We start from the raw sequence: 23,408 nt of genomic DNA on the forward strand, positions 1-23,408 counted from the left end.
TATGTACAAAGAAAAAGACTGAACAACGTTCAGCCCTTTTCACAAATATTTGATGTGATATCTTTATCTAGTCAAATCTATACGTTGACCAATTTTACCAATGATAATTGCTCCTACAATAAGTGAGGCGAATTCTCCGATACCAGTCGTGAACCATGTAAAGAAGAAAGGTGCTTCTGCTACAATGTTCAATTCAGCAGCAATGGTTACCATTGAAATTGAAAATAGAATTGAAAAGAAGAAATGATCTTTACGAATCAATCCATTAAAAAGATAGTCTTTACTGTATTTGCTAAATAACAAGACTCCTAAACTTAGAAAGACAAGTGTTGACCCTCCACCTACAGCGACATCAATGAGTCCAAAACTGAAGAAGTTGGCAATCATACATCCAAGAGTAACACCGATAATGTACTTAGGATTGTAAAAAGCTAGGAAGTTCATCATTTCAGAAATACGGAACTGATAAGCACCATAACTGATAGCATTGAGTGGTGGTGTGATTGTCAAAACCACGTAAATAGCTGCGACAATGGCAATATCTGCCAAATCACGAACAGTTAGTTTTTTCATATTTTCTCCTTTAGCGGCTATCCCGCGTATAATATGCTTGGTGAAAGAAGCTAAGCACCAAGGGTTGAGCAAGTCAACTTTATAAGTATAGCACAATTATAGTCTTTATGCTATACTAATCTTATGAAAAGATACATAAAAAAATTCTTCGATAACGAAATTTTATCCTATTTATTTTTCGGTGTTGCTACTACCGTAGTATCGATATTTGTCCGCATCGTCATCTTTTATCTAACACAGCAAGAGCTAGTTGCGACTGCTCTAGGGAATATTGCTGGAATTCTATTTGCCTTTTTTACAAATGACACATTTGTATTTAAGCAACAAAGAAAAAACTGGTTTAACCGATTAATTAAATTTACCTCTGCAAGACTAATCACCTTTTTATTAGATCTTCTACTAACTTTTATTTTTGTAACAAGCTTCCCTCAGATCATTGGTTACTTTGTTGGAAATGATATTAATACAATTAATACAGTTGAAATCTTTATTGCACAGGTTACGATGGTTGTTCTCAACTACGTTTTTAGTAAGCTTTTTGTATTTAAAAAAAAATAAGCACTTTTCTTGCATTTAATATAAATTTACGATATAATCTAGACTGAAAAATTTCGAAAGGAAAAAGAAAATGTTAAAAGATCTTAAAGATTTCTTGCTCCGTGGCAACGTCGTTGACCTTGCTGTCGGTGTGATCATCGCTACTGCTTTTGGTGCTATCGTAACTTCATTCGTTAACGATATCATCACTCCACTTCTATTGAACCCAGCTTTGAAAGCTGCGAAAGTTGACCGTATTGCTGAACTTTCATGGAACGGTGTTGCTTACGGTAACTTCTTGAGCGCTGTCATCAACTTCGTAGTAGTTGGTACTGTTCTTTTCTTTGTAGTTAAAGGAATTGAGAAAGCTCAAAACCTTCGTAAGAAAGAAGAAGTTGAAGCAGCTCCAGCTGGTCCAACTGAATTGGAAGTTCTTCAAGAAATCAAAGCACTTCTTGAAAAAAACTAAGAATGTAAAAGGATTTAGATTTGTCTAAATCCTTTTTTTTACTTTTATTTAGCATTATATTGGTCTTGAGTAAAACTCCTATTTTTGATATAATGATGAGAGTTTCCACCCTTAGTGTAATGGATATCACGTAAGATTCCGGTTCTTGAAATGGGGGTTCGATTCCCTCAGGGTGGATAGATAGAATAAAAAAACAGCGTCAATCGCTGTTTTTTTATACCTGCTCGGACAACTCTTCCCACTCAAGCATAGCTTCTTCCTGCCGCTGGATAATCTTATCCAGTTCTGCTTGTAATTGCATCAGTTCATCTGCATCATTGGTAGTGTGCATTTGGTCAGAAATATCTTGGGTTTTATTTTCCAGTTCTTCAATTTCCATTTCCAGACTCTCAATCTGGCGCATCAACTTACGCAGTTCTTTTTGACTCTCTTTCTGAGCTTGGTAATCATTAACTGAAGAAACTTCTTTTTCTTGGTTAACAGCTGCCACTTCTTCCGCTTGACTAGCTACTAGCTCTGCTTTCTTTTCGACATAATAGTCATAATCACCAAGATAGAGGGTTGAGCCATTTTCAGATAATTCTAGAACATGAGTGGCTACTCGGTTGATAAAGTAACGATCATGACTGACAAAAAGTAAAGTCCCATCAAAGTCAATCAAAGCATTTTCCAAGACTTCCTTGCTATCGATGTCCAAGTGGTTTGTAGGCTCGTCGAGAATCAGGAAGTTATTGTTTTCCATAGAAAGTTTAGCTAAGAGCAAGCGAGCTTTCTCTCCACCTGAAAGCATACCAACTGATTTCTTAACATCGTCCCCAGAGAAAAGAAATGCACCTAAGCGATTACGGATTTCAACTTCTGGCGTCAATCTAAAATCATTCCAAAGTTCATCTAAAACTGTATTGCTTGGTGTTAACTTACTTTGAGTTTGGTCATAGTAGCCAACTTCGACATTAGCGCCAAAACGCTTCTCACCCTTAATAAAAGGAATCTGATCAACAATAGACTTGATAAAGGTCGTCTTACCAATACCATTAGGACCTACAATCGCTACTGCATTCATCTTACGAAGGTCGAGGTTGATAGGCTCTGATAATATTTCTCCATCATAGCCAATCGCAGCATTTTCAACAGTTAAAACAATATTACCAGATGTTTTATCAGAGTGGAAGGTCATATTAGCAGATTTAGTTCCAGCTTCAGGCTTGTCCAAACGCTCCATTTTTTCTAGTTGTTTGCGCCGTGATTGCGCACGCTTTGTTGTCGAAGCTCGAACAAGATTGCGATTGACGAAGTCTTCTAGAGCAGCAATTTCCTTCTGTTGCTTTTCGTAGTTTTTGGCTTCAGTTGCGAGTTTTTGCTCCTTCTGCTCCACAAAGCTAGTGTAGTTTCCTACGTATCTGTCTAAGGAATGTTTGGTTAAGTCAAGTGTTATAGTTGCAACCTTATCGAGGAAATAACGGTCATGACTGACGATAATAAGGGCACCATTATAGTTTACGAGGTAATTTTCTAACCAGGCGATAGTTTCAATATCTAAGTGGTTGGTTGGCTCATCCAAAACCAAGAGATTCGGTTTTTCAAGGAGCATTTTTGCCAGTGCAAGACGAGTATTTTGACCACCAGAGAGCTCGGCAATCTTCATCTGCCACATCGATTCATCGAATTTAAATCCGTTTAAAATAGCCCGAATATCCGCTTCGTAGGTGAAACCTCCGGCCTGACGGAAGTTTTCTGACAAACGATCGTAGTCAGCCATTAGTTTTTCTAAATCCGCACCTGTCTTTTCACCCATCTCGAGCTCCATCTGACGAAGCTGTTTCTCAGTAGACCGTAAGTCATCAAAAACATGCAACATCTCGTCATAGATTGTGTTGTCTGATTCAAATCTACTATCCTGTGCTAAGGAAGAAAGGGAAATATCTTTTTTCTTATTAATCTCTCCAGAGGTTGGTTCTTCTTCTCCGACTAATATCTTTAATAGTGTAGACTTACCCGCTCCATTTTTCCCAACAAGACCGATACGATCTCTTTCATCTACTTGGAGGTTAATATTCTCAAAAAGAACCTCTCCTGCAAAAGAGCGTTCGATTTTATTTGCTTGTAAAATAATCATACAGTTAGTATAGCATGTTTCTTTAAGCCGTTCAAGGCATGTTCTTAAGCTACATTTTACAACTTATCAGAAACTCATGCTAACGTTTTACTAAAACTTCATTTCATGGTATAATGAAGCCGATTAGAATATATAATAAAGGAGATTTCCTATGACTTATCAAGAAAATTACCAAAAATGGGTAAATTTTGCAGAACTTCCTGACTACCTTCGTCAAGATTTAGAAAATATGGATGAAAAAACAAAGGAAGACGCCTTCTATACTAATCTTGAATTTGGTACAGCTGGTATGCGAGGATTGATTGGTGCAGGTACAAACCGTATTAACATCTATGTAGTCCGTCAAGCAACTGAAGGTTTGGCTCGTTTGATTGAGTCAAAAGGGGGAAATGAAAAAGAACGTGGTGTAGCCATTGCTTATGATAGCCGTCACTTCTCTCCAGAATTTGCCTTTGAGTCTGCAGCAGTTCTTGCTAAACACGGTATTAAATCCTATGTCTTTGAAAGTCTTCGTCCAACTCCAGAACTTTCATTTGCTGTTCGTCACCTCAACTGTTTTGCAGGAATCATGATTACAGCTAGTCACAACCCAGCTCCATTTAATGGATACAAGGTTTATGGTGAAGATGGTGGTCAAATGCCTCCGCATGATGCAGATGCTTTGACAACTTATATTCGTGCTATCGAAAACCCATTTGCTGTTGAAGTTGCTGATGTAGAAGCTGAAAAAGCTTCTGGTTTGATTGAAGTTATTGGCGAAGCAGTCGATACCGAATACCTCAAAGAAGTTAAAGATGTAAACATCAACCCAGCCTTGATTAAGGAATTTGGTAAAGACATGAAGATTGTCTACACACCACTTCACGGTACTGGTGAAATGTTGGCTCGCCGTGCACTTGCACAAGCAGGATTTGATTCAGTTCAAGTCGTTGAAGCTCAAGCAACACCAGATCCAGACTTCTCTACTGTTAAATCACCAAACCCAGAAAATCAAGCAGCCTTTGCTCTCGCTGAAGAACTTGGTCGCCAAGTTGGCGCTGATGTTCTTGTTGCAACAGACCCTGACGCTGACCGTGTCGGTGTTGAAGTCCTTCAAAAAGATGGTAGCTACCTCAACCTTTCAGGAAACCAAATCGGTGCTATCATGGCTAAGTACATTTTAGAAGCCCACAAAAATGCTGGAACTCTTCCAGAAAACGCTGCTCTCTGCAAATCTATCGTTTCAACTGACTTGGTTACTAAGATTGCTGAAAGCTACGGCGCAACTATGTTCAACGTTTTGACTGGTTTCAAATTTATCGCTGAAAAAATCCAAGAATTCGAAGAAAAACACAATCACACTTACATGATGGGATTTGAAGAAAGCTTCGGTTACTTGATTAAACCATTCGTACGTGATAAAGATGCTATCCAAGCCGTTCTTGTAGTTGCTGAGCTTGCTGCCTACTACCGCTCTCGTGGTTTGACACTTGCAGATGGTATCGAAGAAATCTACAAAGAATACGGCTACTATGCTGAAAAGACTATTTCTGTTACCCTTTCAGGTGTTGATGGTGCTGAGCAGATCAAGGCAATTATGGCTAAATTCCGTGACAATGGTCCAAAAGAATTCAATAATACAGCAATTACTGTTGTTGAAGACTTTAAAGCTCAAACATCTACTGCTACAGATGGCACTGTAACAGCCTTGACAACTCCTCCAAGTGATGTCTTGAAATACACACTTGCGGATGGTTCTTGGATTGCTGTTCGTCCTTCAGGTACTGAACCAAAAATTAAATTCTATATTGCAGTGGTTGGTGAAAGCAATGAAGATTCACAAACCAAAATTGCAAACATTGAAGCTGAAATCAACGCTTTTGTAAAATAACAACTTAAAAAGATGAGATAGACCATCTCATCTTTTTTCGTATCAAATCTAAGCATTTTTAAAAACTTTATGGCATACTAGATTTATCAATGAAAGCGAGGTAAACTCATGGAACAATTCTTAGAAGATATTAAACATCTTGAAGTTACAACTGTAGCGCGTGCTCAAGAAGCCCTTGATAACAAAGAAACTGCAACTTTCTTTGTTGGACGTAAAACTTGTCCTTACTGCCGTAAATTTGCCGGAACTTTGGCTGGTGTCGTTGCCGAAACAAAAGCACACATCTACTTCATCAACAGCGAAGAACCAAGCCAGCTCGATGCATTGCAAGACTTCCGCTCACGTTATGAAATCCCTACAGTACCTGGATTCGTACATGTTGCTAACGGAGAAATCAAGGTTCGTTGTGATTCTTCAATGTCAGCTCAAGAAATCAAAGAATTTGCTGGTTTGTAAAAAACATAATAAAAAGGAGGCATTTGCCTTCTTTTTTTATATATCTGTCAATGGTGTTGCGGTGTCTGGAGATGTATCATAAACTTGGAAGTCTACTCCTACTCCCATATCAGCCTGGGCTAGTTGATTAACCATAGTCATATGAGCGAGTTCTTTAATATTATTTTCCTTAGATAAATGTCCTAAGTAAATTTTTTTGGTTCGGTTTCCAAGTGTACGTATCATGGCATCTGCACCATCTTCATTCGAAAGGTGACCGAGGTCAGAAAGAATCCGTTGTTTGAGTCGCCAAGCGTAAGATCCAGCTCGCAAAATTTCCACATCATGATTGGACTCAATCAGATAGCCATCTGCATTTTCAACGATACCAGCCATACGGTCACTGACATAGCCTGTATCTGTCAGCATGACGAAACTTTTATCGTCCTTCATAAAACGATAAAACTGTGGAGCCGCTGCATCATGACTAACACCAAAACTCTCGATATCAATATCTCCAAATGTTTTGGTTTTTCCCATTTCAAAAATATGCTTTTGAGAAGAATCAACTTTACCTAAGTACTTACTATTCTCCATAGCTTGCCAAGTTTTCTCATTGGCATAGAGATCCATGCCATATTTACGCGCTAAAACTCCAACACCGTGTATGTGATCCGTGTGTTCATGCGTGATTAATATCGCATCCAAATCTTCTGGTTTACGATTGATTTCACCTAATAAACTTGTGATTTTTTTACCGGATAAGCCGGCATCTACTAAAATCTTTTTCTTAGGGGTTTCTAGATAGAAGGAATTTCCACTAGAACCCGATGCTAAAATACTATATTTAAAGCCAGTTTCACTCATTCTAGTCTTCTACGTCATCCTCCCATACTTCTTCCTTCACAGCATCTCTATCATAAGGAAGTACAATGGTAAAGGTTGAACCCTTACCGTATTCACTCTTAGCCCAGATAAAACCATTATGTTGTTTGACTATTTCTTTTGCAATAGCAAGTCCTAGACCAGTACCACCTTGCGCACGACTTCTTGCCTTGTCAACACGATAAAAACGGTCAAAAATCTTTGGTAAATCTTCTTTAGGAATCCCAAGTCCTTGATCCGAAATAGATAAAATCATCTGATCATCAGTGGTTTTCATGCTAACCGTAATTTTCCCACCATCTGGAGAATACTTGATAGCATTGTTAAGAATATTATCAATCACCTGAGTCATCTTATCGGTGTCAATCTCAATCCATACAGAAGTAATCGGATAGTCTCGAACAATCTCATATTTCTTCTCCTCATCCTGGGCTCGAATCTTGTCAAAACGGTTCAGGATAAAAGTAATAAAAGCTGTAAAGTTAATCAATTCAACATCTAAATGACTGGTTGCATTATCAATACGAGATAGATGTAAGAGATCTGTGACCATTCGCATCATACGATTGGTCTCATCAAGCGAAACCTTTATAAAGTCTGGTGCAACTGGTTCTGAAAGTGCACCTTCATCTAAGGCTTCAAGATAAGATTTTACACTAGTCAATGGAGTCCGTAACTCATGACTAACGTTCGAAACGAAAAGTCTTCTCTCACGTTCTTCCTTCTCCTGTTCAGTCGTATCATGTAAGACTGCTACCAAACCAGAGATAAAACCAGACTCTCTACGAATCAAGGCAAAACGAACACGTAAACTGATATACTCCCCATTAACATTTTGAGAATAGATCATCAATTCTGGAATCTGTGTAATCAAGTCTCTAAGTTCGTACTCATCTTCAATCTTAAGCAACTCAAGTATATTCTGATTTAGAGCTTCATCACTTTCTACCCCAAGTTGTCTTTTAGCCATATCATTAATCATAGTGATTTGGCCACGACGGTTGGTTGCAAGGACACCATCAGTCATGTATGACAAGATACTGTGCAATCTTTTGCTTTCTTGCTCTAAGTTTTCCTGGGTCAGACGAATAACTTCTGACAAATCATTTAAGTTATTCGTGATATTAGTGATTTCACTATTCCCCTGCATATCCAGTACTTGGGAATAATCACCGGCTATCAAATCTTTAACCTTCTGATTTAATTGTTTGAGACGAATATTATCCCTTCGGCCTTCAAGCAAAAGGAAACTCACGAGCATGATAAATCCAATTAAAATGAGAACAAAGATAAAATCTCTTGTCAGAATCGTTTGTTTAATTATATTAATCATTATTTCTCATGTAATAACCCACACCACGACGAGTCAAGATATACTCAGGTCTGCTTGGTGTGTCTTCAATCTTCTCACGTAGACGTCTAATGGTAACGTCAACAGTACGAACATCACCGAAATAATCATATCCCCAAACAGTTTCAAGAAGGTGTTCACGGGTAATAACTTGACCAAGGTGAGAAGCTAAGTGATGCAATAACTCAAACTCTCTATGAGTTAAATCCAATTCTTCACCATATTTTTTAGCCACATAAGCATCAGGAAGAATCTCTAAATCCCCAATTTGAAGACTTTGTAATTTTGTATCTTCTTCTTGGTTCTCCACTGCTATTAAATCAGTGCGACGAAGAAGAGCCTTAACACGCGCTTGTAGCTCACGGTTTGAAAATGGTTTTGTTACATAATCATCAGCTCCAAGCTCAAGACCAATAACCTTATCAAACTCGCTATCTTTTGCTGAAAGCATGATAATTGGAACACTACTTGTCTTGCGAATCGTTTTAGCCACTTCCAGACCATCAATTTCTGGTAACATCAAGTCCAAAATAATAATATCAGGTTTTTCAGCTTCGAACAGTTCAATAGCTTCACGTCCATTAAAGGCTGTTACAACTTCATAACCCTCTTTAGTCATATTAAACTTAATGATATCTGAGATTGGTTTCTCATCATCAACAATCAATATTTTTTTCATATAGTCACCTTTTTCCTTATATCAATTATACCAAAAAAATGCAAAGAAGACACGAAAGACTAGTATTATCAGCATCTTTTTGAATACACTTGCCAAATCTTTTGTTGAGGTTTTGCTAGTGGGTAAAGGTCAAACTCTTCTGGAGTTAACCAAACAACTTCTTTATCGCTATATTCTTTGTCATCAACTACCTGCCCGGCTAAAATTCGGACATGCCACTTTCGATGGCTAAAGACATGTTTCACTTCTTCAAAATGGGTATCCTGCCAGTCAACCTCTAAATCATAATCCTGCTCAAAGCTTTCTTGAGGTGAAGGACCGAGCTGCTGGAATGATTCAGCCACTTGACTAAAGAGATTTAATTCTTCGTCTTTTGAAAATTCCTCTACCTCAATCAAGGGGAAATGCCAAAATCCAGCAAGCAACTTTTCACTTTCATTTTTCTCTAGTAAAAACTGTCCTTTACTATTTTGTACCACTAAAGCATTGAGATAAATAGGAACCGGCTTTTTCTTTGGTGCTTTAACGGGATAGCGATCCATAGTTCCATGTTTATAGGCAGCGCTAAATTCTTTAACAGGACTATCCTCTGGTCTAGGGTTAACTGGAGCCTCAATATCTGAACCTAAATCCATCAAAGCCTGATTAAAATCACCTGGACGATCAGGATCAATCAAAACTTCCATCATAGCTTGAAATATTTTACGATTGCTTGGATTGCCAATGTCGTGATTGACTTCAAATAGACGAGCCAAAACTCGCATGACATTCCCATCAACTGCAGGTTGTGAAAGATTAAAGGCAATGCTTGAAATTGCACCAGCCGTATAGGGACCAATCCCCTTCAGACTTGAAATTCCTTCGTAAGTTGAAGGAAATTCTCCATTAAACTCATTCATAATCTGCTGAGCTGCTGTTTGCATATTGCGAACACGAGAATAATAACCAAGTCCTTCCCATGCTTTTAATAAACGTTCTTCAGGTGCGATTGCTAAACTCTCTACAGTCGGAAACCATTCTAGGAAACGCTCGTAATAGGGAATGACAGTATCAACTCTTGTTTGCTGCAACATAATTTCAGATACCCAAATATGGTAAGGATTCTTGCTTCTTCTCCAAGGTAAATCTCGCTTATTTTCATCATACCAAGCTAATAACTTTTTGCGAAAAGAGCGAATTTTATCTTCTTCCCACATGGATACGCCATATTTCTCCAAATCTAACATATATCTAGTATAGCATATCCTTATAAGATACTCAAAAAATGGAAATAAGGCTTTATACTAGCCACATATGATTCTTTTCACTCGCCTATCACATATCTATCAACTGTTTCTGTTATTTTCCATATTTTTTTGATATAATGACTTTTGAATGAATCTTTAAAGGAGATATCAATGCGTTTTAATCAATTTAGTTATTATCCCGTTACAAATCAACAAGCACTAAAGGAATTATCTGATCTTTGCTTTAAACTTGATCTATCAGCTTCAAATAAAGAACAGTTTGAAGCTTTTGTTAGAACTTGTTTTTTCAATTACAAAAATACCGACTATCCACTTTCCGCTTTAGCAGTTGATAAAGAAACTGATCTGCTCACTTTCTTCAATTCAGAACGTGAATTAACTGCAGAGATTTTCTATACTGTAGCATTCCAGTTACTTGGATTCAGTTACTTAGTAGACTTTGAAGATAGTATTGCTTTTCATGAAGATACAGCATTCCCAATTGTTTACGGAAATTTGATTGATAATCTCTATCAACTCCTTAACACGCGCACTAAAAAGGGAAATACCTTGATTGACCAATTGGTGAGTGATGGTCTTATTCCTGAGGACAATAACTACCACTACTTCAATGGTAAGAGTTTGGCAACCTTCTCTGCAAACAATGTCATTCGTGAAGTTGTTTATGTAGAAACTTGTGTTGATTCTGATAGAGATGGACTTCCTGATCTCATTAAGGTGAGCATAATCCGACCAACATACCATGGAAAGATTCCTGCAGTTATGACAGCTAGTCCATACCATCAAGGAACCAATGATAAAGCAAGCGATAAAGCTCTTTACAAAATGGAAGCTGTGCTAGAAGTCAAGGAACCACATGAAATTACGCTAGATAAGCCAAACCTAGACTTGGTTGAACCAGTTGGTGACGCAGCACTCGTTTCTAATGCTGAAGAAAAACTCACTCATATCAATAGTAGCTACACACTTAATGACTACTTCCTTCCAAGAGGATTTGCAAATATCTATGTATCAGGTCTTGGTACCAAGGATTCTCAAGGTCAAATGACCAATGGTGACTACCGACAAGTCGAAGCTTATAAAAATGTTATTGATTGGATAAATAGTCGTTGTCGTGCCTTCACAGACCACAGTCGTAAACGTCAAGTCAAAGCTTACTGGTCAAATGGTAAAGTAGCAACTACTGGACTTTCTTACCTGGGAACAATGTCTAATGGTCTGGCTACTACAGGAGTTGATGGTTTAGAAGTCATTATTGCTGAAGCAGGTATTTCTTCTTGGTACAACTATTATCGTGAAAATGGCCTTGTGACAAGCCCAGGCGGCTATCCTGGAGAGGACTTCGATTCATTAGATGAATTAACTTATTCTCGTAACCTCTTAGCTGGTGACTATATCCGAGGAAACGAGGCTCATAAAGAGTCTATAGAAGAACTAAAGAAAAATCTTGACCGTAAAACTGGGGATTATAACCAATTTTGGCATGACAGAAACTACCTCCTTAAGGCTTCTAAGGTTAAGGCTGAAGTTGTCTTTACTCACGGTTCACAAGACTGGAATGTCAAACCACTACATGTCTATCAAATGTTCAATGCTCTTCCAAGCGATATTAATAAACACCTCTTTTATCATAACGGGGCACATGTTTATATGAACAACTGGCAGTCTATTGATTTCCGTGAATCCATGAATGCTCTTTTAACACAGAAATTATTGGGGCAAGAAACTGATTACCAGCTTCCAAGAGTCGTTTGGCAAGATAACACCATTCCACAAACCTGGCTAGCTCTTGAAGATTTTGGAAATCAAACCAACTACAAAACTTTCACATTAGGTACTGAAGAAGCTGTCATTCAAAACCACTATGAAGACTCTGATTTTGAACGATTCGGAAAAACCTACCAAACCTTTAATAATGAACTCTATCAAGGTAAGATCAATCAGGTTACCATTGACCTGCCAGTGACGGAAGACCTTCATCTTAATGGGCCTGTTAAACTGAACCTTCGTCTCAAGTCAAGTACAAACAAAGGCTTATTTTCTGCTCAACTTCTCGAACTTGGTCAAAAGAAATACCTACAACCTTACCCAGGAGTCTTGTCCGTTCGTACAATCGATAATGGTCGTTACCACATGCTTGAAAATCTTTGTGAACTTCCATTTACTCCAAATGCTCAGCGTGTTATTACCAAAGGCTACCTCAATCTTCAAAATCGTCATGATTTATTGAAAATTGAAGAAGTTAAGCCAGATGAATGGATGGAATTCCAATTTGAACTACAACCAACTATTTATAAACTAAAAGAAGGCGATACAGTCCGTCTCGTTCTTTATACAACTGATTTTGAGATTACGGTACGTGATAATACAGACTATCAATTAACTGTAGATCTTGCTCAGTCTAGTCTAGAAATTCCTTATCAAAAGTAGTTAGTTAATTAGAAAACCCGTGATAATAAATATCACGGGTTCTTATATTCTGATTTTTTTCCTTCTGCTTGTTTCTTCATTCTCGCAAGTCTCAATGAACGATTTGGATTAAGGCGATTAAAAAGTTCTTCTAATTTCTTTTCATTCCAAACATCAGCTGCTGAAACAAAATTTCCGTCAGCATCTCGGAAAGATATTGGTTTATCACCCATAGCTATCTCCTAGTCTACAAATTCAAACTCAAATTTACCAATACGAACAAGGTCACCATCCTTAGCACCGCGAGCACGCAGAGCTTCATCAACTCCCATTCCACGCAACTGACGGGCAAACTTCATAACAGACTCATCACGGTCAAAGTTGGTCATGTTAAAGAGTTTCATGAGTTTTTCACCTGAAAGAACCCATGTCGCATCATCGTCACGACCAATCTCAAATGGTTTTTCTTCTTCATCAAAGCCATAGTATGCTTCTTCTTCCATTTCAGATTCATCGTAAATTGGAAATTCTGGCGTCTTATCAAGAAGTTCAGCAGTTGCATCTAATAAAGGTGCAAGACCTTGCTTGGTCAAACCTGAGATTGGGAAGATTGGCGGTAATTCCTCAAATTCATCATAATTTGCAGCCAATTTTTTCTTGAACTCTTCAAGGTTTTCCTGACTCTCTGGCATATCCATCTTGTTGGCAACAATGATTTGTGGACGCTCCATCAGACGAAGATTGTAAGATTCAAGTTCCTTATTAATCGCTAGATAATCCTCGTAAGGATCACGTCCTTCACTGGCAGACATATCAATGATATGCAAGATAACGCGGGTACGCTCAATATGACGCAAGAACTGAGTTCCTAGGCCGACACCTTGACTAGCACCTTCAATCAATCCAGGAAGGTCTGCTACTGCAAAGGACTCACCTGATTGAGTACGTACCATACCAAGATTAGGAACGATTGTTGTAAAGTGGTAGGCACCAATTTTAGGTTTTGCAGAAGTGATGACACTAAGTAGAGTTGATTTACCAACAGATGGGAATCCAACTAAACCAACATCAGCAAGGATTTTAAGCTCTAGCTGTAATTCACGTTCCTGACCTGGTTCTCCATTTTCTGAGATTTCTGGCGCAGGATTTTTTGGTGTTGCAAAACGGATATTTCCACGTCCACCACGTCCACCATGAGCTACAATAAACTCTTGACCATTCTCAATCAAATCAGTAATGACTTTTCCAGTCTCGGCATCACGCACAGTTGTCCCTTGAGGTACACGGACAATTAAGTCTTCTGCCCCTCTACCGTGCATCCCTTTGGTCATTCCCTTCTCGCCAGATTGGGCTTTGAAATGACGATTGTAACGGAAGTCCATAAGGGTACGTAAACCTTCGTCTACAACGAAAACAACGTTACCACCACGTCCTCCATCACCGCCCCATGGTCCACCATTAGGGACGTATTTTTCACGACGAAAAGCAACCATGCCATCGCCACCATTACCAGCCTTTACCTTAATCTTGGCTGTGTCTAAAAACATACTCATATTCTCTTCTCACTTTAAAAAGGGCTGGGAAATCCCAGTCACCAACTATTTGAAATAAATCCTACAACTAGCAATTTAGAATCTGCTAAATACACCAATTGCAGTCGCAAAAATACCTGCTAAAGTAACAAACAACATGATTAATACGACAAACATTGTTAGTTTTTCAAAGAAAGTTTTTTTACGTTTACCATTATCACCGAATGCCATAATCTCTCCTTTATTATTATTCTCTAATTTTAAAAATCATTTGATACAGATGTATCACCAACAAAAACACATCAGATTCCCTATTTTATATCTGTCAAATTCGCATTTCCTCTCTATTTGTAATTTCCGAATATCTTATCAATAAAAGTCTCGAAAAAATCCGCTTTACATTATTCTCTGAAGTTTTTCAAGCTGATCGCATATCCGATGCCACTGATAATCGATAGGATCGCGACAAACTCTACCACTAGAAAAAATAGAGAGAAGGCATCTTGTCCAGAAAAAACCGTACTAAACAACCAATATAACAAGTCATTTAAGAAGGGAATATAGCCTATAAACCAAATAAAGATTGGGGCATATCCAATCGTCCCTGCTATTAAAAACGTATTGGTCACGAATTTAGAGACTCTATCATCGCCTTTATAGTAAAGCTTACTCTTCAACGCTACACAGAAACTCGTCAGATACGTAGACAGTATTAGAATTAATATAGAACCAAACATCTGGCCATTTGCTCCGATTCCTGCCGCGAGTAATCCCACGGGAGATACCATTAAAAATGCTCCTCCAACAATGCCCACAAAAACACACCAGATTACCCATTTCTTACTTTGCATGTTCTCGTCTCCTTTAAGTGTTAGTCCTCAAATTTCCATAGGCACATGGCATAATAAATGCCCCAGACAACGGATAAAATCGCTGATAGAAACATGAAACCGAGGGCACGTGCAAAGCCATCGCTTCCGTCGAACAAGGCATCCATTATCCAATCAATAAGTCCGCTGAACATTGGAATATTTGTCAAGGCAATCAGTAAGGTTACAACGAATCCTACCCCGCTTGAAGTTACAAATAAATTCGCAATCAACTGATTCACACGTTCGTCTTTTTTATAATAGTAAGAACTTTTCAATGCTACGAAAAAGATAATGGCAAATGTCACTACTGCTAAAGCAAGAGATATCAGTGCCCCCGAACGACTAGCACCAATCGCAGCAGCCAATAACGCACATATAAAGAAGATCGATAAGGGCCCTCCTACAATACCTACCAGTGCACTGATTTTGGCCCATCTTTTCTTTTTCATTATCTCAACTCCTTTAACGGACAAATCTATTTAATGAAATTTAATATCCCGCACCAGAAATCAACCCCAAATGAATCCCATTTTACCGATTTGAAGTTTCAAATCATTGAATATTATTAGTCTCGCTTTTACTCTAATCTTTTTCTTAAAATTCATCTGATACAGGAGCAATTGCCCACAAAATCAAGTAAGCAACGATTCCAGCTCCATAACAGAAAGCCAAAACTCCCCAAATAACACGAACAATGGTAGGATCAATATCAAAATAATGTGCTACTCCTGCGCATACTCCACCAATTTTTTGATCTCTACCGCTTCTCATCAATTTCTTTTTCATTGTTATTTTCCTTTCTTCAGCACATCTTAATCATTCAAGTATTCTCTTAAATTTCTTAATTGTTTTCTTGATGCCTTAAGCATACGTCTAGAACCTTTAACTGGCATCTTAACGGCCTGTTGCGGAATATAAAAGACTGTCTTTAGAATACGTTTTGTAACAGGTTCGTCAGCCCCTGTTTCTTTGGCAAAATTATTTGAAATAATGAGGTCTAGATAAAATTCATGGACTCTTCTACCAAAATTCTCAGCAGAAATTTCATATAATTTTTCAGCTAAGTGTTTTTCATCCATTGACGGTGTAGCAAGTAAGGCTTCGAGAATCGCTCCTGCCAAATCTCTTTCCTCATAATAAAGGGTTCCAAACATTTTATCGTTGATAAGATTATCCAGATAAGGATTCCCATGGGCAATAACAGGAGTCTTACTTGCCAAACTTTCAAGATAAGTCAATCCCTGAGTCTCACTTGTAGAAGCCGATATAAAGAAATCAGCTGCCTTATAATAAAGTGCCGTTTCATTTGGCGGAATCATACCTGTAAAGATAACAGAATCTTGAATCTGTAAGTCTTCTGCTTGCTCCTTAAGATTTTTCAAATAAGGACCATCACCAGCTACAACCAATTTAACATTTTGTTCTTCTTTTAAAACATCTGGTAAAGCTGCCAGAACTGCTTGAATGTTCTTCTCGTACGAAACACGAGAAAGACTTAGAAGCATCTTTTCATTTTTCTTGATACCAAGTTTATCTCGGAGGTCACTGATGTGCTCAGGACCAATCTCGGGCCGTTCAAACTTGGCGAGTTCAATACCTGTAGGAATGACACGCTTTTCAACCTTTACCTTATAATCGGATAACAAATCACGGACTATCTCACTAGGACAAATAACTCCGTCGACATCATGTAGAAAACCACGGACTAGGTATTTGACCATACCTGGACGAATCAACATCCCCTTAGCAATATAGTGAACATAATCCTCATATTGGGTATGATATGTATGAATGACTGGGATTTTCAGTTCACGAGCAATCCAAATTCCCAATAAACCAAGAGAAAACTCAGTCTGGGTATGAATTATATCGAGTTTGTATTGCTTCGCAATTTCAAGAGCTTTCGTAAATCCACGGTAAGCGAAACGACGGTCTTTAAAGGCAAAGAAAGGAACACTAGGAATACGGATAATTTGCCAGTCTTCATAACGATTGACGTCCTTATCGGTTGTCGTGAAGATAAAGACTGCATGCCCTTGCTTTTCAAGCTCTGTTTTTAAGGTTCGAATACTGGTCGCAACACCCGAGACCTGTGGGAAATAAGTATCTGTAAATAATCCAATTCGCATATACTACCTCATTTTTTTCCTAAAGCTGCTTGCTCCCGATAGAATTTAAGCCAGATTTCCAAGAGATGATCTTCTGAATATTCTCTAGAAATAGCCTTAGCCCTCTCTTTTAATTCTTTTAGTGCTTCTGGATGCGCTCTGTATTCCAAAATGGCTTCTTTCATATCTTCCACATCAGTAGTTGGTCGATAATTTCCTTCTAGAATCACCTTATAAAGATCTAAATCTCGAAGCATAATGGGTGCTTCACAACTTGCAGCTTCAAGAATGGTCATTGGAAAGAGCTCGTTATAACTAGGAAGTAAGAACAAATCTGCCAAAGCGTACAGCTCTCTCATCCGTTCTGGCTCAACAATCCCAGGGAAAATTAAATTTTTTGGAGGATTATCCATGATTTTTTTATAGCGTTCATAACCATCCGTGATACCACCAAAAGAGAAGCCACCAGCCCAAATAAAGGTAATATCTGGTAACTCTTCAGCAAGTGTAATGAAATCATCAATCCCTTTACGCTTTTGAACCTGCCCAGCTCCTACTACTACGAATTGATTTTCGCTCAACCCCATGTCATGTCGAAGTTTACTTACTTCTTCTACAGGAAGTGGATGCCATTTTTCTTTATTCACAAAGTTTGGGATATAGGTTACTTTTTCACGGGGAATCCCAGCTGCAACCAAATCTTCGATGAAAGTAGGATTGACCACAACCAAATGTTCCATACGGTCATAAAAGGAAAATACGTACCGCTTCACGATTCCTTTTAGGAAGAATGGAATCTTCAAGCTACCTTCTAAGGTATCAGGCAAGAAATGGACATAACCAATTCTACGACCAGAACGCTTCTTTTGGAATGTTGACAAATAATAAGGAAGATCGATTGTATGAAAATGAGTAACATCAGCTTCTACAGGAAGATTCTCCGTTACAATTAGTTGGTCTTTCGCATCACGTTTCAAAAGTTGCACAAGTTCACGGTAAGCTCCAGAAACACCTTGGCCTGCTACCTTTTCACTTGAGCTTAGCATATTGATGCGTAATTTCTCTTTTTCCATACTATCCATTATATCATTTTATTGAAAGAAAATCAGCAAATTAAAAGAGAGATAGCATAAAAGCCAGGGAAATTCCTAACAATTATGCTATTTCTCTTTTTTTGTTTTATTCTACTTAATTCCTAAAGCAATGCGCGCATAGCGACTCATTTTTTCAACCGTCCAAGCTGGATACCAAACTAATTTAACTTCGACGTTGGTAACCTCTGGAACATCTGTCATTGCATCATAAATTTGATCGGTTAAGAGATCTGCCAATGGACAACCCATAGTTGTCAAAGTCATATCGATCTCTGTATCTCCTGTATCACCATCAAAACGAATCTCATAAATCAGACCTAGGTTAACGATATCGATGCCTAATTCTGGGTCAATAACTTCTTCTAAAGCTGTCAAAATCCGTGTTTTGATATTTTCAATTTGCTCTTCTGTGTAAGTCATATTCAGTCTCCTCTATCTTAATCCTCGATAAAGTCACGAAGCGGTTTGCTTCGACTTGGTTGGCGAAGTTTTCTCAAAGCTTTTGCTTCAATCTGACGAATACGCTCACGTGTAACATTGAAGACTTTACCCACATCTTCTAGCGTACGCATTTTCCCATCATCGAGACCAAAACGAAGACGAAGAACATTCTCTTCACGATCTGTAAGAGTATCCAAAACTTCATCCAACTGTTCGCGCAAAACGATACGAGTTGTGTAGTCAACTGGATTTTCAATCACTTCATCTTCGATAAAGTCACCAAGATGGCTATCATCTTCTTCACCAATAGGCGTTTCTAGAGAAACTGGTTCTTGAGCAATCTTAAGGATTTCACGAACCTTATCAGGCGTCATATCCATTCGTTCAGCAATTTGCTCAGGAGTAGGATCTTGTCCTAACTCTTGAAGAAGATTACGTTGTTCACGAACAAGTTTGTTAATGGTTTCAACCATATGAACTGGGATACGGATGGTACGAGCTTGGTCAGCAATGGCACGGGTAATAGCCTGACGGATCCACCAAGTTGCATAAGTTGAGAATTTGAACCCTTTAGAGTAGTCAAATTTATCAACGGCTTTCATAAGCCCCATGTTACCCTCTTGGATTAAGTCAAGGAATTGCATTCCACGTCCAACATAGCGTTTCGCGATAGACACAACCAAACGAAGGTTAGCTTCTGCTAGACGTTGCTTAGCTTCAACATCGCCAGCCTCAACAGCAAGGGCCAACTCTTTTTCCTCTTCGTTTGTAAGAAGAGGTACAACTCCAATTTCTTTCAAGTACATACGAACAGGGTCATTGACCTTGGCAGATGTAGAACCAATTAAGTCCTCATCACTTAGTTCCGGTTCTTCTTCTGTACTTAGAACACGTTCACTTGGATTTCCTTCGTTATCCGTGATTGCAATACCTGCATCTTGAATACGTTGTAAAAGATTTTCAATCCCTTCAACATCAAGAGCAAAAGGAATTACAAGGACATTGTTAATTTCATCATCTGTCGCAGTACCAGTTTTCTTATGGTTACGAATAAACTCAGCGACTTGGACATCAAAAGTTGTTACTTCTTTTTGTTTTTTTGCCATTCTTACTCCATTCTTCTTTTTTGGGCAATTAAGCGTTCAAGCTCTTCTAAAGCAGTTTCTGTATCACCTACATGACTAGCTTCCTGAACCTTCTTTTTAATCTGCAAATTTTGTTGATTCAACAGAGCACGATTTCTCGACTCTTCCACTTCTTTTAACTCTTCTGGAGACATTTCAGAAGGTAAATCCAAGGCTAACACTTGGTACCAAGCATTTTCAACTTCTCTAGTCTGGTTAGCCAAATCTTCCGAAGTGATCGATCCATTATCAATCAGCAGACCATACAAGGTTTGAAACTCAGGTGTTTCAAATACAAAATTATCTCTCAAGCGATAATCATTGAGCACCAAAGGATGTTCCATCATACGGTAAAGAATATGCGCTTCAGCCCCCATAACTGCTGTCAGTTGTTTAGAAACTGACATAGTGACAGGTGTCGGATTAATGACTTGCTTAACCTTTTCTTGTCTCTGTCTAACACGACTTTCATTAATAATGTGCTCTACTTGTTGATAATCAAAAGATGGTAAATGATCAGTCAGTAAATGAATATAGGTGTTCTGAGCTGTGATAGAGGGTTCTTTGACGATAAGAGGTGCAATTTTCTCGATAAAATCAATCTGTGCTTGGAGATTTTCACTATTACTAGGTTTGTAATGATGGATATAAAACTCAATCGGACTGATTCGAGTATTGGATAAAAGATAAGCCAAATCCTCTGGAGAATTCTTTTGTAAATACTCATCAGGGTCCATTGCATCTGGAATCTGAACAATTTGAACTGGCAAATCACCAAGTTCCTCTAGAACTTTAGCGGTTGCTGCTTGTCCTGCCTTATCACCATCATAAGTGATAATCACTTTTTTAGTAAAGCGTTTGAGATGTTCAACGTGTTCAGCAGTCAAGGCTGTTCCCATGGAAGCTACAGCATTTTCAATACCAGCACGGTAGGCTGCAATGACATCCATAAAACCTTCCATCAGATAAATTTCAGGAGCTTTACCAGACCCTTTTTTTACTCTATCCAAATGATATAATTCGTAACTCTTATTAAAAATTGCCGTCGCTCGACTATTTTTATACTTGGCAGTTTGAGAATCCGTCTCTTGCCAAACACGACCAGAAAAAGCAATTACCTTACCTTGATCATTAGAGAGTGGAAATATAATCCGGTTATGGAAGGTATCAAAGAATTGATTACTCTCGGAAAGATAAAACAGACCTGAATCCAGCAAGTCCTTTTCGCTATAATCATTAGCTAAACGTTGGTAGAGATAAGAACGTTCAGCAGGAGCTAAACCAATCATAAAATGTTTAATGACATCATCAGTCAAGCCACGTTTATAGAGATAGTTTCTTGCTTCCTCACCCATTTTTGTTGTCATGAGAATAGCATGATAAAAGCGTGCAGCCTTATCATGCATCTCATAAAGATTTTGATGAGGGGACGTATGTTGAGCAGTGTTATGGACAGGAGTTTCCAGGTGCATCCCAAGACGTTCGCCTAGAATCCTCACGGCATCGGCAAAGGTAACTTGTTGATATTCTTCAATAAACTTAAAGACATCTCCAGAACGGCCACAACCAAAACAGTGGTAAAACTGCTTATCTTCCACTACGTTAAAGGAAGGGGTCTTTTCACCATGAAAAGGACAGAGCCCTAAAAAGTTCCGTCCAGATTTTTGTAAGGAAATTACTTCTCCTATGATTTCGACAATATTGGTATTGTTTTTGATTTCTTCGATGACTCTCTTGTCAACCATAGACAATACCTCCATTTTATCACAGTTTACTTTATATAGTATACTTTATTTCTGAAAAAAAGTAAACCATTTCATACCCTTTGCATGCTTCTATTTCATAGATTATGAACTTTTTTAAAGTTAAATTTCATTTAAAAGCAAATAACCTTGAAAATAAAAAAACGTAGTTAAAATTTTCTATTCGTTTCAAAAACAAAAAACTTAGAGGTAAAATACTCCCCCTAAGCTTATAGTTAATGTGAATTCTTAATCAAACAGTTGATAGTAATCGGAAATCTTCATTCTAGCTTTTTCATCCTTGTTCAAATCTTGGATGATTTGTCCTTCTTTCATAACAATGAGACGATTGCCATATTTGAGCGCATCTTCCATATGATGGGTAATCATCAAAGCTGTTAGATGGTCCTTGTTGACAAAGTCATTTGTCAATTCCATCAAGGCAATACTTGTTTTAGGGTCAAGTGCAGCCGTGTGCTCATCTAACAAAAGTAGTTCTGGACGTTTTAAGGTTGCCATTAAGAGACTCAAGGCCTGTCTTTGTCCACCTGACAAGAATTCAATCGGTGTATCCAAATGCTTCTCTAGACCATTGCCAACCTTCTCAATGGTTGCTTGAAATTCTTCTTTATAGGCTGAAAGTTTTCTTGGAAATAAACCACGTTTTTCTCCACGAAACTTAGCAATCAAAAGGTTTTCTGCGACTGTCATACGTGGAGCAGTCCCCATCTTAGGATCTTGAAAAACTCGAGAAAGATACTTGGCACGCTTTTCAGGGCTAAAATGAGTTACATCCTCGCCCATGATGCGAATGCTACCACTTGTCAAAGGTAGAGTTCCCGCAATGCAGTTAAAGAGGGTTGACTTCCCTGCTCCATTTCCACCCAATATCGTGATAAAGTCATGTTCATAAATTTCAAGTGAAACATCGTTTAGGATAATTTTTTCCTCGTCGAAGCCATTTTTCACAATTTTTGTGGCATTTTTTAATTCTACAATTGCTGTCATTTGCTTAATTTGACTCCTTTCAAGTATTTATCCTTAAGGCTTGGAATTACCAAGCAAGTTGCCAGGATAAGAGCACTGTACAAACGAAGGTAGCTAGTGTTAAAGCCGAGAGCAATAACCCCCCATACCAAGAATTGATAACTGATGGAACCAACAACAATAGTAACCAAACGCTCTGCTAGGGTAAGGCTTTTGAAGAGGACTTCACCAATAATCAAGCTGGCAAGACCAACTACGATAACCCCGATACCACGAGAGACATCTGCATAGCCTTCTTGTTGAGCGATAAGGGCACCAGCAAGTGCAATAACACCATTTGACAAGACCAAGCCCATAAGCTCCATGCGTCCTGTATTGATACCAAAACTACGAGCCATATCTGGATTATCTCCTGTCGCGATATAAGCTTGTCCCAATTTAGTATCTAGGAAGAAAAGCATGAGTAAAATGACCAAAGTCACAAAAATCAAACCTGTCAGTAATTGATTAATCTCAGATGAAAAAGGAAGAACATCTTGGATTTGCTTGGTATTTAAAAGCCCAAGGTTTGCTCGTCCCATAATCATGAGCATGATAGAATGACAAGAAGTCATGACTAAAATTCCTGATAAAAGGGTAGGAATCTTCCCTTTCGTATAAATAAGGCCCGCTGCTAAACCAGCAAGACAACCCGCTCCTACAGCTGCTAAAGTCGCAAGAAAAGGATTAACCCCTTGGGTAATGAGAGTAACTGCAACTGCTCCTCCCAAAGGGAAGGAACCTTCAGTTGTCATATCTGGAAAGTTCAGGATTCGAAAGGTCATAAAGATTCCCAAACCTAGAATAGCCCAGACCAATCCCTGTGAAATAATAGATATTAGCATGTTTGATTCATTTCCTTTATTCTAAAAATTGGAGGAGATGTCTCCAACTCCTC

At 38.4% G+C, this 23,408-nt stretch carries 24 protein-coding genes, 1 tRNA gene and 1 riboswitch; of the genes, 6 read left to right on the forward strand and 19 right to left on the reverse strand.

Annotated elements, in window-relative coordinates; all coding sequences use genetic code 11:
* Positions 1-63: 63 nt before the first annotated feature.
* Positions 64-573: a QueT transporter family protein gene (locus tag ACTO1Y_RS02915; RefSeq protein WP_441348283.1), complete on the reverse strand. Its 510-nt coding sequence runs from the start codon at positions 571-573 to the stop codon at positions 64-66.
* Positions 571-668, reverse strand: a riboswitch (PreQ1 riboswitch). Its footprint overlaps the gene before it by 3 nt.
* Positions 669-696: 28 nt before the next feature.
* On the opposite strand from ACTO1Y_RS02915, the gene ACTO1Y_RS02920 reads away from it, so the two are divergent.
* From ACTO1Y_RS02920 to ACTO1Y_RS02930, 3 genes are all read left to right on the forward strand, one after another.
* Positions 697-1,131 carry a GtrA family protein gene (locus ACTO1Y_RS02920; protein WP_441348284.1) on the forward strand — a complete coding sequence of 145 codons (435 nt, stop codon included), beginning with the start codon at positions 697-699 and terminating at the stop codon, positions 1,129-1,131.
* A gap of 70 nt (positions 1,132-1,201) precedes the next feature.
* A complete protein-coding gene (gene mscL, locus ACTO1Y_RS02925; protein WP_303942763.1) occupies positions 1,202-1,579 on the forward strand; it encodes a large conductance mechanosensitive channel protein MscL in 378 nt (125 codons plus the stop codon).
* Between the two features lie 105 nt (positions 1,580-1,684).
* Positions 1,685-1,756 (forward strand) — tRNA-Arg (locus ACTO1Y_RS02930).
* 37 nt (positions 1,757-1,793) lie between these two features.
* Here the strand turns inward: ACTO1Y_RS02930 and ACTO1Y_RS02935 are convergent.
* On the reverse strand, positions 1,794-3,695 hold the full coding sequence (locus ACTO1Y_RS02935; protein WP_441348285.1) for an ABC-F family ATP-binding cassette domain-containing protein: 1,902 nt from the start codon (positions 3,693-3,695) through the stop codon (positions 1,794-1,796).
* A 151-nt stretch (positions 3,696-3,846) separates the two neighbouring features.
* On the opposite strand from ACTO1Y_RS02935, the gene ACTO1Y_RS02940 reads away from it, so the two are divergent.
* A complete protein-coding gene (locus ACTO1Y_RS02940) occupies positions 3,847-5,565 on the forward strand; it encodes a phospho-sugar mutase (RefSeq protein WP_441348286.1) in 1,719 nt (572 codons plus the stop codon).
* Positions 5,566-5,673: 108 nt separating this feature from the next.
* Positions 5,674-6,021: a thioredoxin gene (locus tag ACTO1Y_RS02945; RefSeq protein ID WP_441348287.1), complete on the forward strand. Its 348-nt coding sequence runs from the start codon at positions 5,674-5,676 to the stop codon at positions 6,019-6,021.
* Positions 6,022-6,057: 36 nt separating this feature from the next.
* Here ACTO1Y_RS02945 and ACTO1Y_RS02950 read toward each other — a convergent pair whose 3' ends face one another.
* The 4 genes from ACTO1Y_RS02950 to mutY all read right to left on the reverse strand — a co-directional run bounded on the left by ACTO1Y_RS02950 (position 6,058) and on the right by mutY (position 10,141).
* Positions 6,058-6,867 (reverse strand): MBL fold metallo-hydrolase, encoded by an 810-nt coding sequence (locus tag ACTO1Y_RS02950; RefSeq protein WP_441348288.1) that lies wholly within the window; start codon positions 6,865-6,867, stop codon positions 6,058-6,060.
* 1 nt (position 6,868) lies between these two features.
* Positions 6,869-8,218, reverse strand: a complete 1,350-nt coding sequence (gene vicK / locus ACTO1Y_RS02955; protein WP_441348289.1) for a cell wall metabolism sensor histidine kinase VicK — start codon at positions 8,216-8,218, stop codon at positions 6,869-6,871.
* Positions 8,211-8,915, reverse strand: a complete 705-nt coding sequence (yycF, locus tag ACTO1Y_RS02960) for a response regulator YycF (RefSeq protein WP_235084093.1) — start codon at positions 8,913-8,915, stop codon at positions 8,211-8,213. The genes vicK and yycF overlap by 8 nt, the downstream gene beginning before the upstream one ends.
* 68 nt (positions 8,916-8,983) lie before the next feature.
* A complete protein-coding gene (mutY, locus tag ACTO1Y_RS02965) occupies positions 8,984-10,141 on the reverse strand; it encodes an A/G-specific adenine glycosylase (protein WP_441348290.1) in 1,158 nt (385 codons plus the stop codon).
* Positions 10,142-10,312: 171 nt separating this feature from the next.
* Between mutY and ACTO1Y_RS02970 the strand changes: the two genes are divergently transcribed.
* On the forward strand, positions 10,313-12,592 hold the full coding sequence (locus ACTO1Y_RS02970; RefSeq protein ID WP_441348291.1) for a Xaa-Pro dipeptidyl-peptidase: 2,280 nt from the start codon (positions 10,313-10,315) through the stop codon (positions 12,590-12,592).
* 32 nt (positions 12,593-12,624) lie between these two features.
* Here the strand turns inward: ACTO1Y_RS02970 and ACTO1Y_RS02975 are convergent, their stop codons facing one another.
* The 13 genes from ACTO1Y_RS02975 to ACTO1Y_RS03035 form a co-directional block, all read right to left on the reverse strand.
* Positions 12,625-12,804, reverse strand: a complete 180-nt coding sequence (locus ACTO1Y_RS02975) for a hypothetical protein (protein WP_441348292.1) — start codon at positions 12,802-12,804, stop codon at positions 12,625-12,627.
* Positions 12,805-12,813: 9 nt separating this feature from the next.
* Complete coding sequence (gene obgE, locus ACTO1Y_RS02980) at positions 12,814-14,124, reverse strand: GTPase ObgE (RefSeq protein ID WP_016465925.1); 1,311 nt, start codon at positions 14,122-14,124, stop codon at positions 12,814-12,816.
* 75 nt (positions 14,125-14,199) lie between these two features.
* Positions 14,200-14,334, reverse strand: coding sequence for a DUF4044 domain-containing protein (locus ACTO1Y_RS02985; RefSeq protein WP_000863850.1), 135 nt, complete (start codon positions 14,332-14,334; stop codon positions 14,200-14,202).
* Between the two features lie 170 nt (positions 14,335-14,504).
* On the reverse strand, positions 14,505-14,954 hold the full coding sequence (locus ACTO1Y_RS02990) for a hypothetical protein (protein WP_441348293.1): 450 nt from the start codon (positions 14,952-14,954) through the stop codon (positions 14,505-14,507).
* Between the two features lie 20 nt (positions 14,955-14,974).
* Positions 14,975-15,340 carry a hypothetical protein gene (locus ACTO1Y_RS02995; protein WP_441348294.1) on the reverse strand — a complete coding sequence of 122 codons (366 nt, stop codon included), beginning with the start codon at positions 15,338-15,340 and terminating at the stop codon, positions 14,975-14,977.
* 229 nt (positions 15,341-15,569) lie between these two features.
* Positions 15,570-15,761, reverse strand: a complete 192-nt coding sequence (locus ACTO1Y_RS03000) for a PspC domain-containing protein (RefSeq protein ID WP_441348295.1) — start codon at positions 15,759-15,761, stop codon at positions 15,570-15,572.
* Between the two features lie 26 nt (positions 15,762-15,787).
* A complete protein-coding gene (locus tag ACTO1Y_RS03005) occupies positions 15,788-17,104 on the reverse strand; it encodes a glycosyltransferase family 4 protein (protein ID WP_441348296.1) in 1,317 nt (438 codons plus the stop codon).
* 8 nt (positions 17,105-17,112) lie between these two features.
* The gene (locus tag ACTO1Y_RS03010) at positions 17,113-18,156 is read right to left on the reverse strand and encodes a glycosyltransferase family 4 protein (protein WP_235084085.1); all 1,044 of its coding nucleotides are present in this window, start codon (positions 18,154-18,156) and stop codon (positions 17,113-17,115) included.
* Positions 18,157-18,267: 111 nt separating this feature from the next.
* The gene (locus ACTO1Y_RS03015) at positions 18,268-18,597 is read right to left on the reverse strand and encodes a metal-sulfur cluster assembly factor (RefSeq protein ID WP_441348297.1); all 330 of its coding nucleotides are present in this window, start codon (positions 18,595-18,597) and stop codon (positions 18,268-18,270) included.
* A 17-nt stretch (positions 18,598-18,614) separates the two neighbouring features.
* Positions 18,615-19,724, reverse strand: a complete 1,110-nt coding sequence (gene rpoD / locus ACTO1Y_RS03020) for an RNA polymerase sigma factor RpoD (protein ID WP_004252673.1) — start codon at positions 19,722-19,724, stop codon at positions 18,615-18,617.
* 2 nt (positions 19,725-19,726) lie between these two features.
* Positions 19,727-21,487, reverse strand: a complete 1,761-nt coding sequence (gene dnaG, locus ACTO1Y_RS03025; protein ID WP_441348298.1) for a DNA primase — start codon at positions 21,485-21,487, stop codon at positions 19,727-19,729.
* Positions 21,488-21,733: 246 nt separating this feature from the next.
* Positions 21,734-22,492 carry an ABC transporter ATP-binding protein gene (locus ACTO1Y_RS03030; RefSeq protein ID WP_441348299.1) on the reverse strand — a complete coding sequence of 253 codons (759 nt, stop codon included), beginning with the start codon at positions 22,490-22,492 and terminating at the stop codon, positions 21,734-21,736.
* Positions 22,489-23,355 (reverse strand): ABC transporter permease, encoded by an 867-nt coding sequence (locus tag ACTO1Y_RS03035; RefSeq protein WP_441348300.1) that lies wholly within the window; start codon positions 23,353-23,355, stop codon positions 22,489-22,491. Before ACTO1Y_RS03035 ends, ACTO1Y_RS03030 begins: the two co-directional genes overlap by 4 nt.
* Between the last annotated feature and the right edge of the window lie 53 nt (positions 23,356-23,408).

Origin of the sequence: Streptococcus sp. V728, assembly GCF_052077995.1 — a bacterium.
Taxonomy (GTDB): domain Bacteria; phylum Bacillota; class Bacilli; order Lactobacillales; family Streptococcaceae; genus Streptococcus; species Streptococcus infantis_B.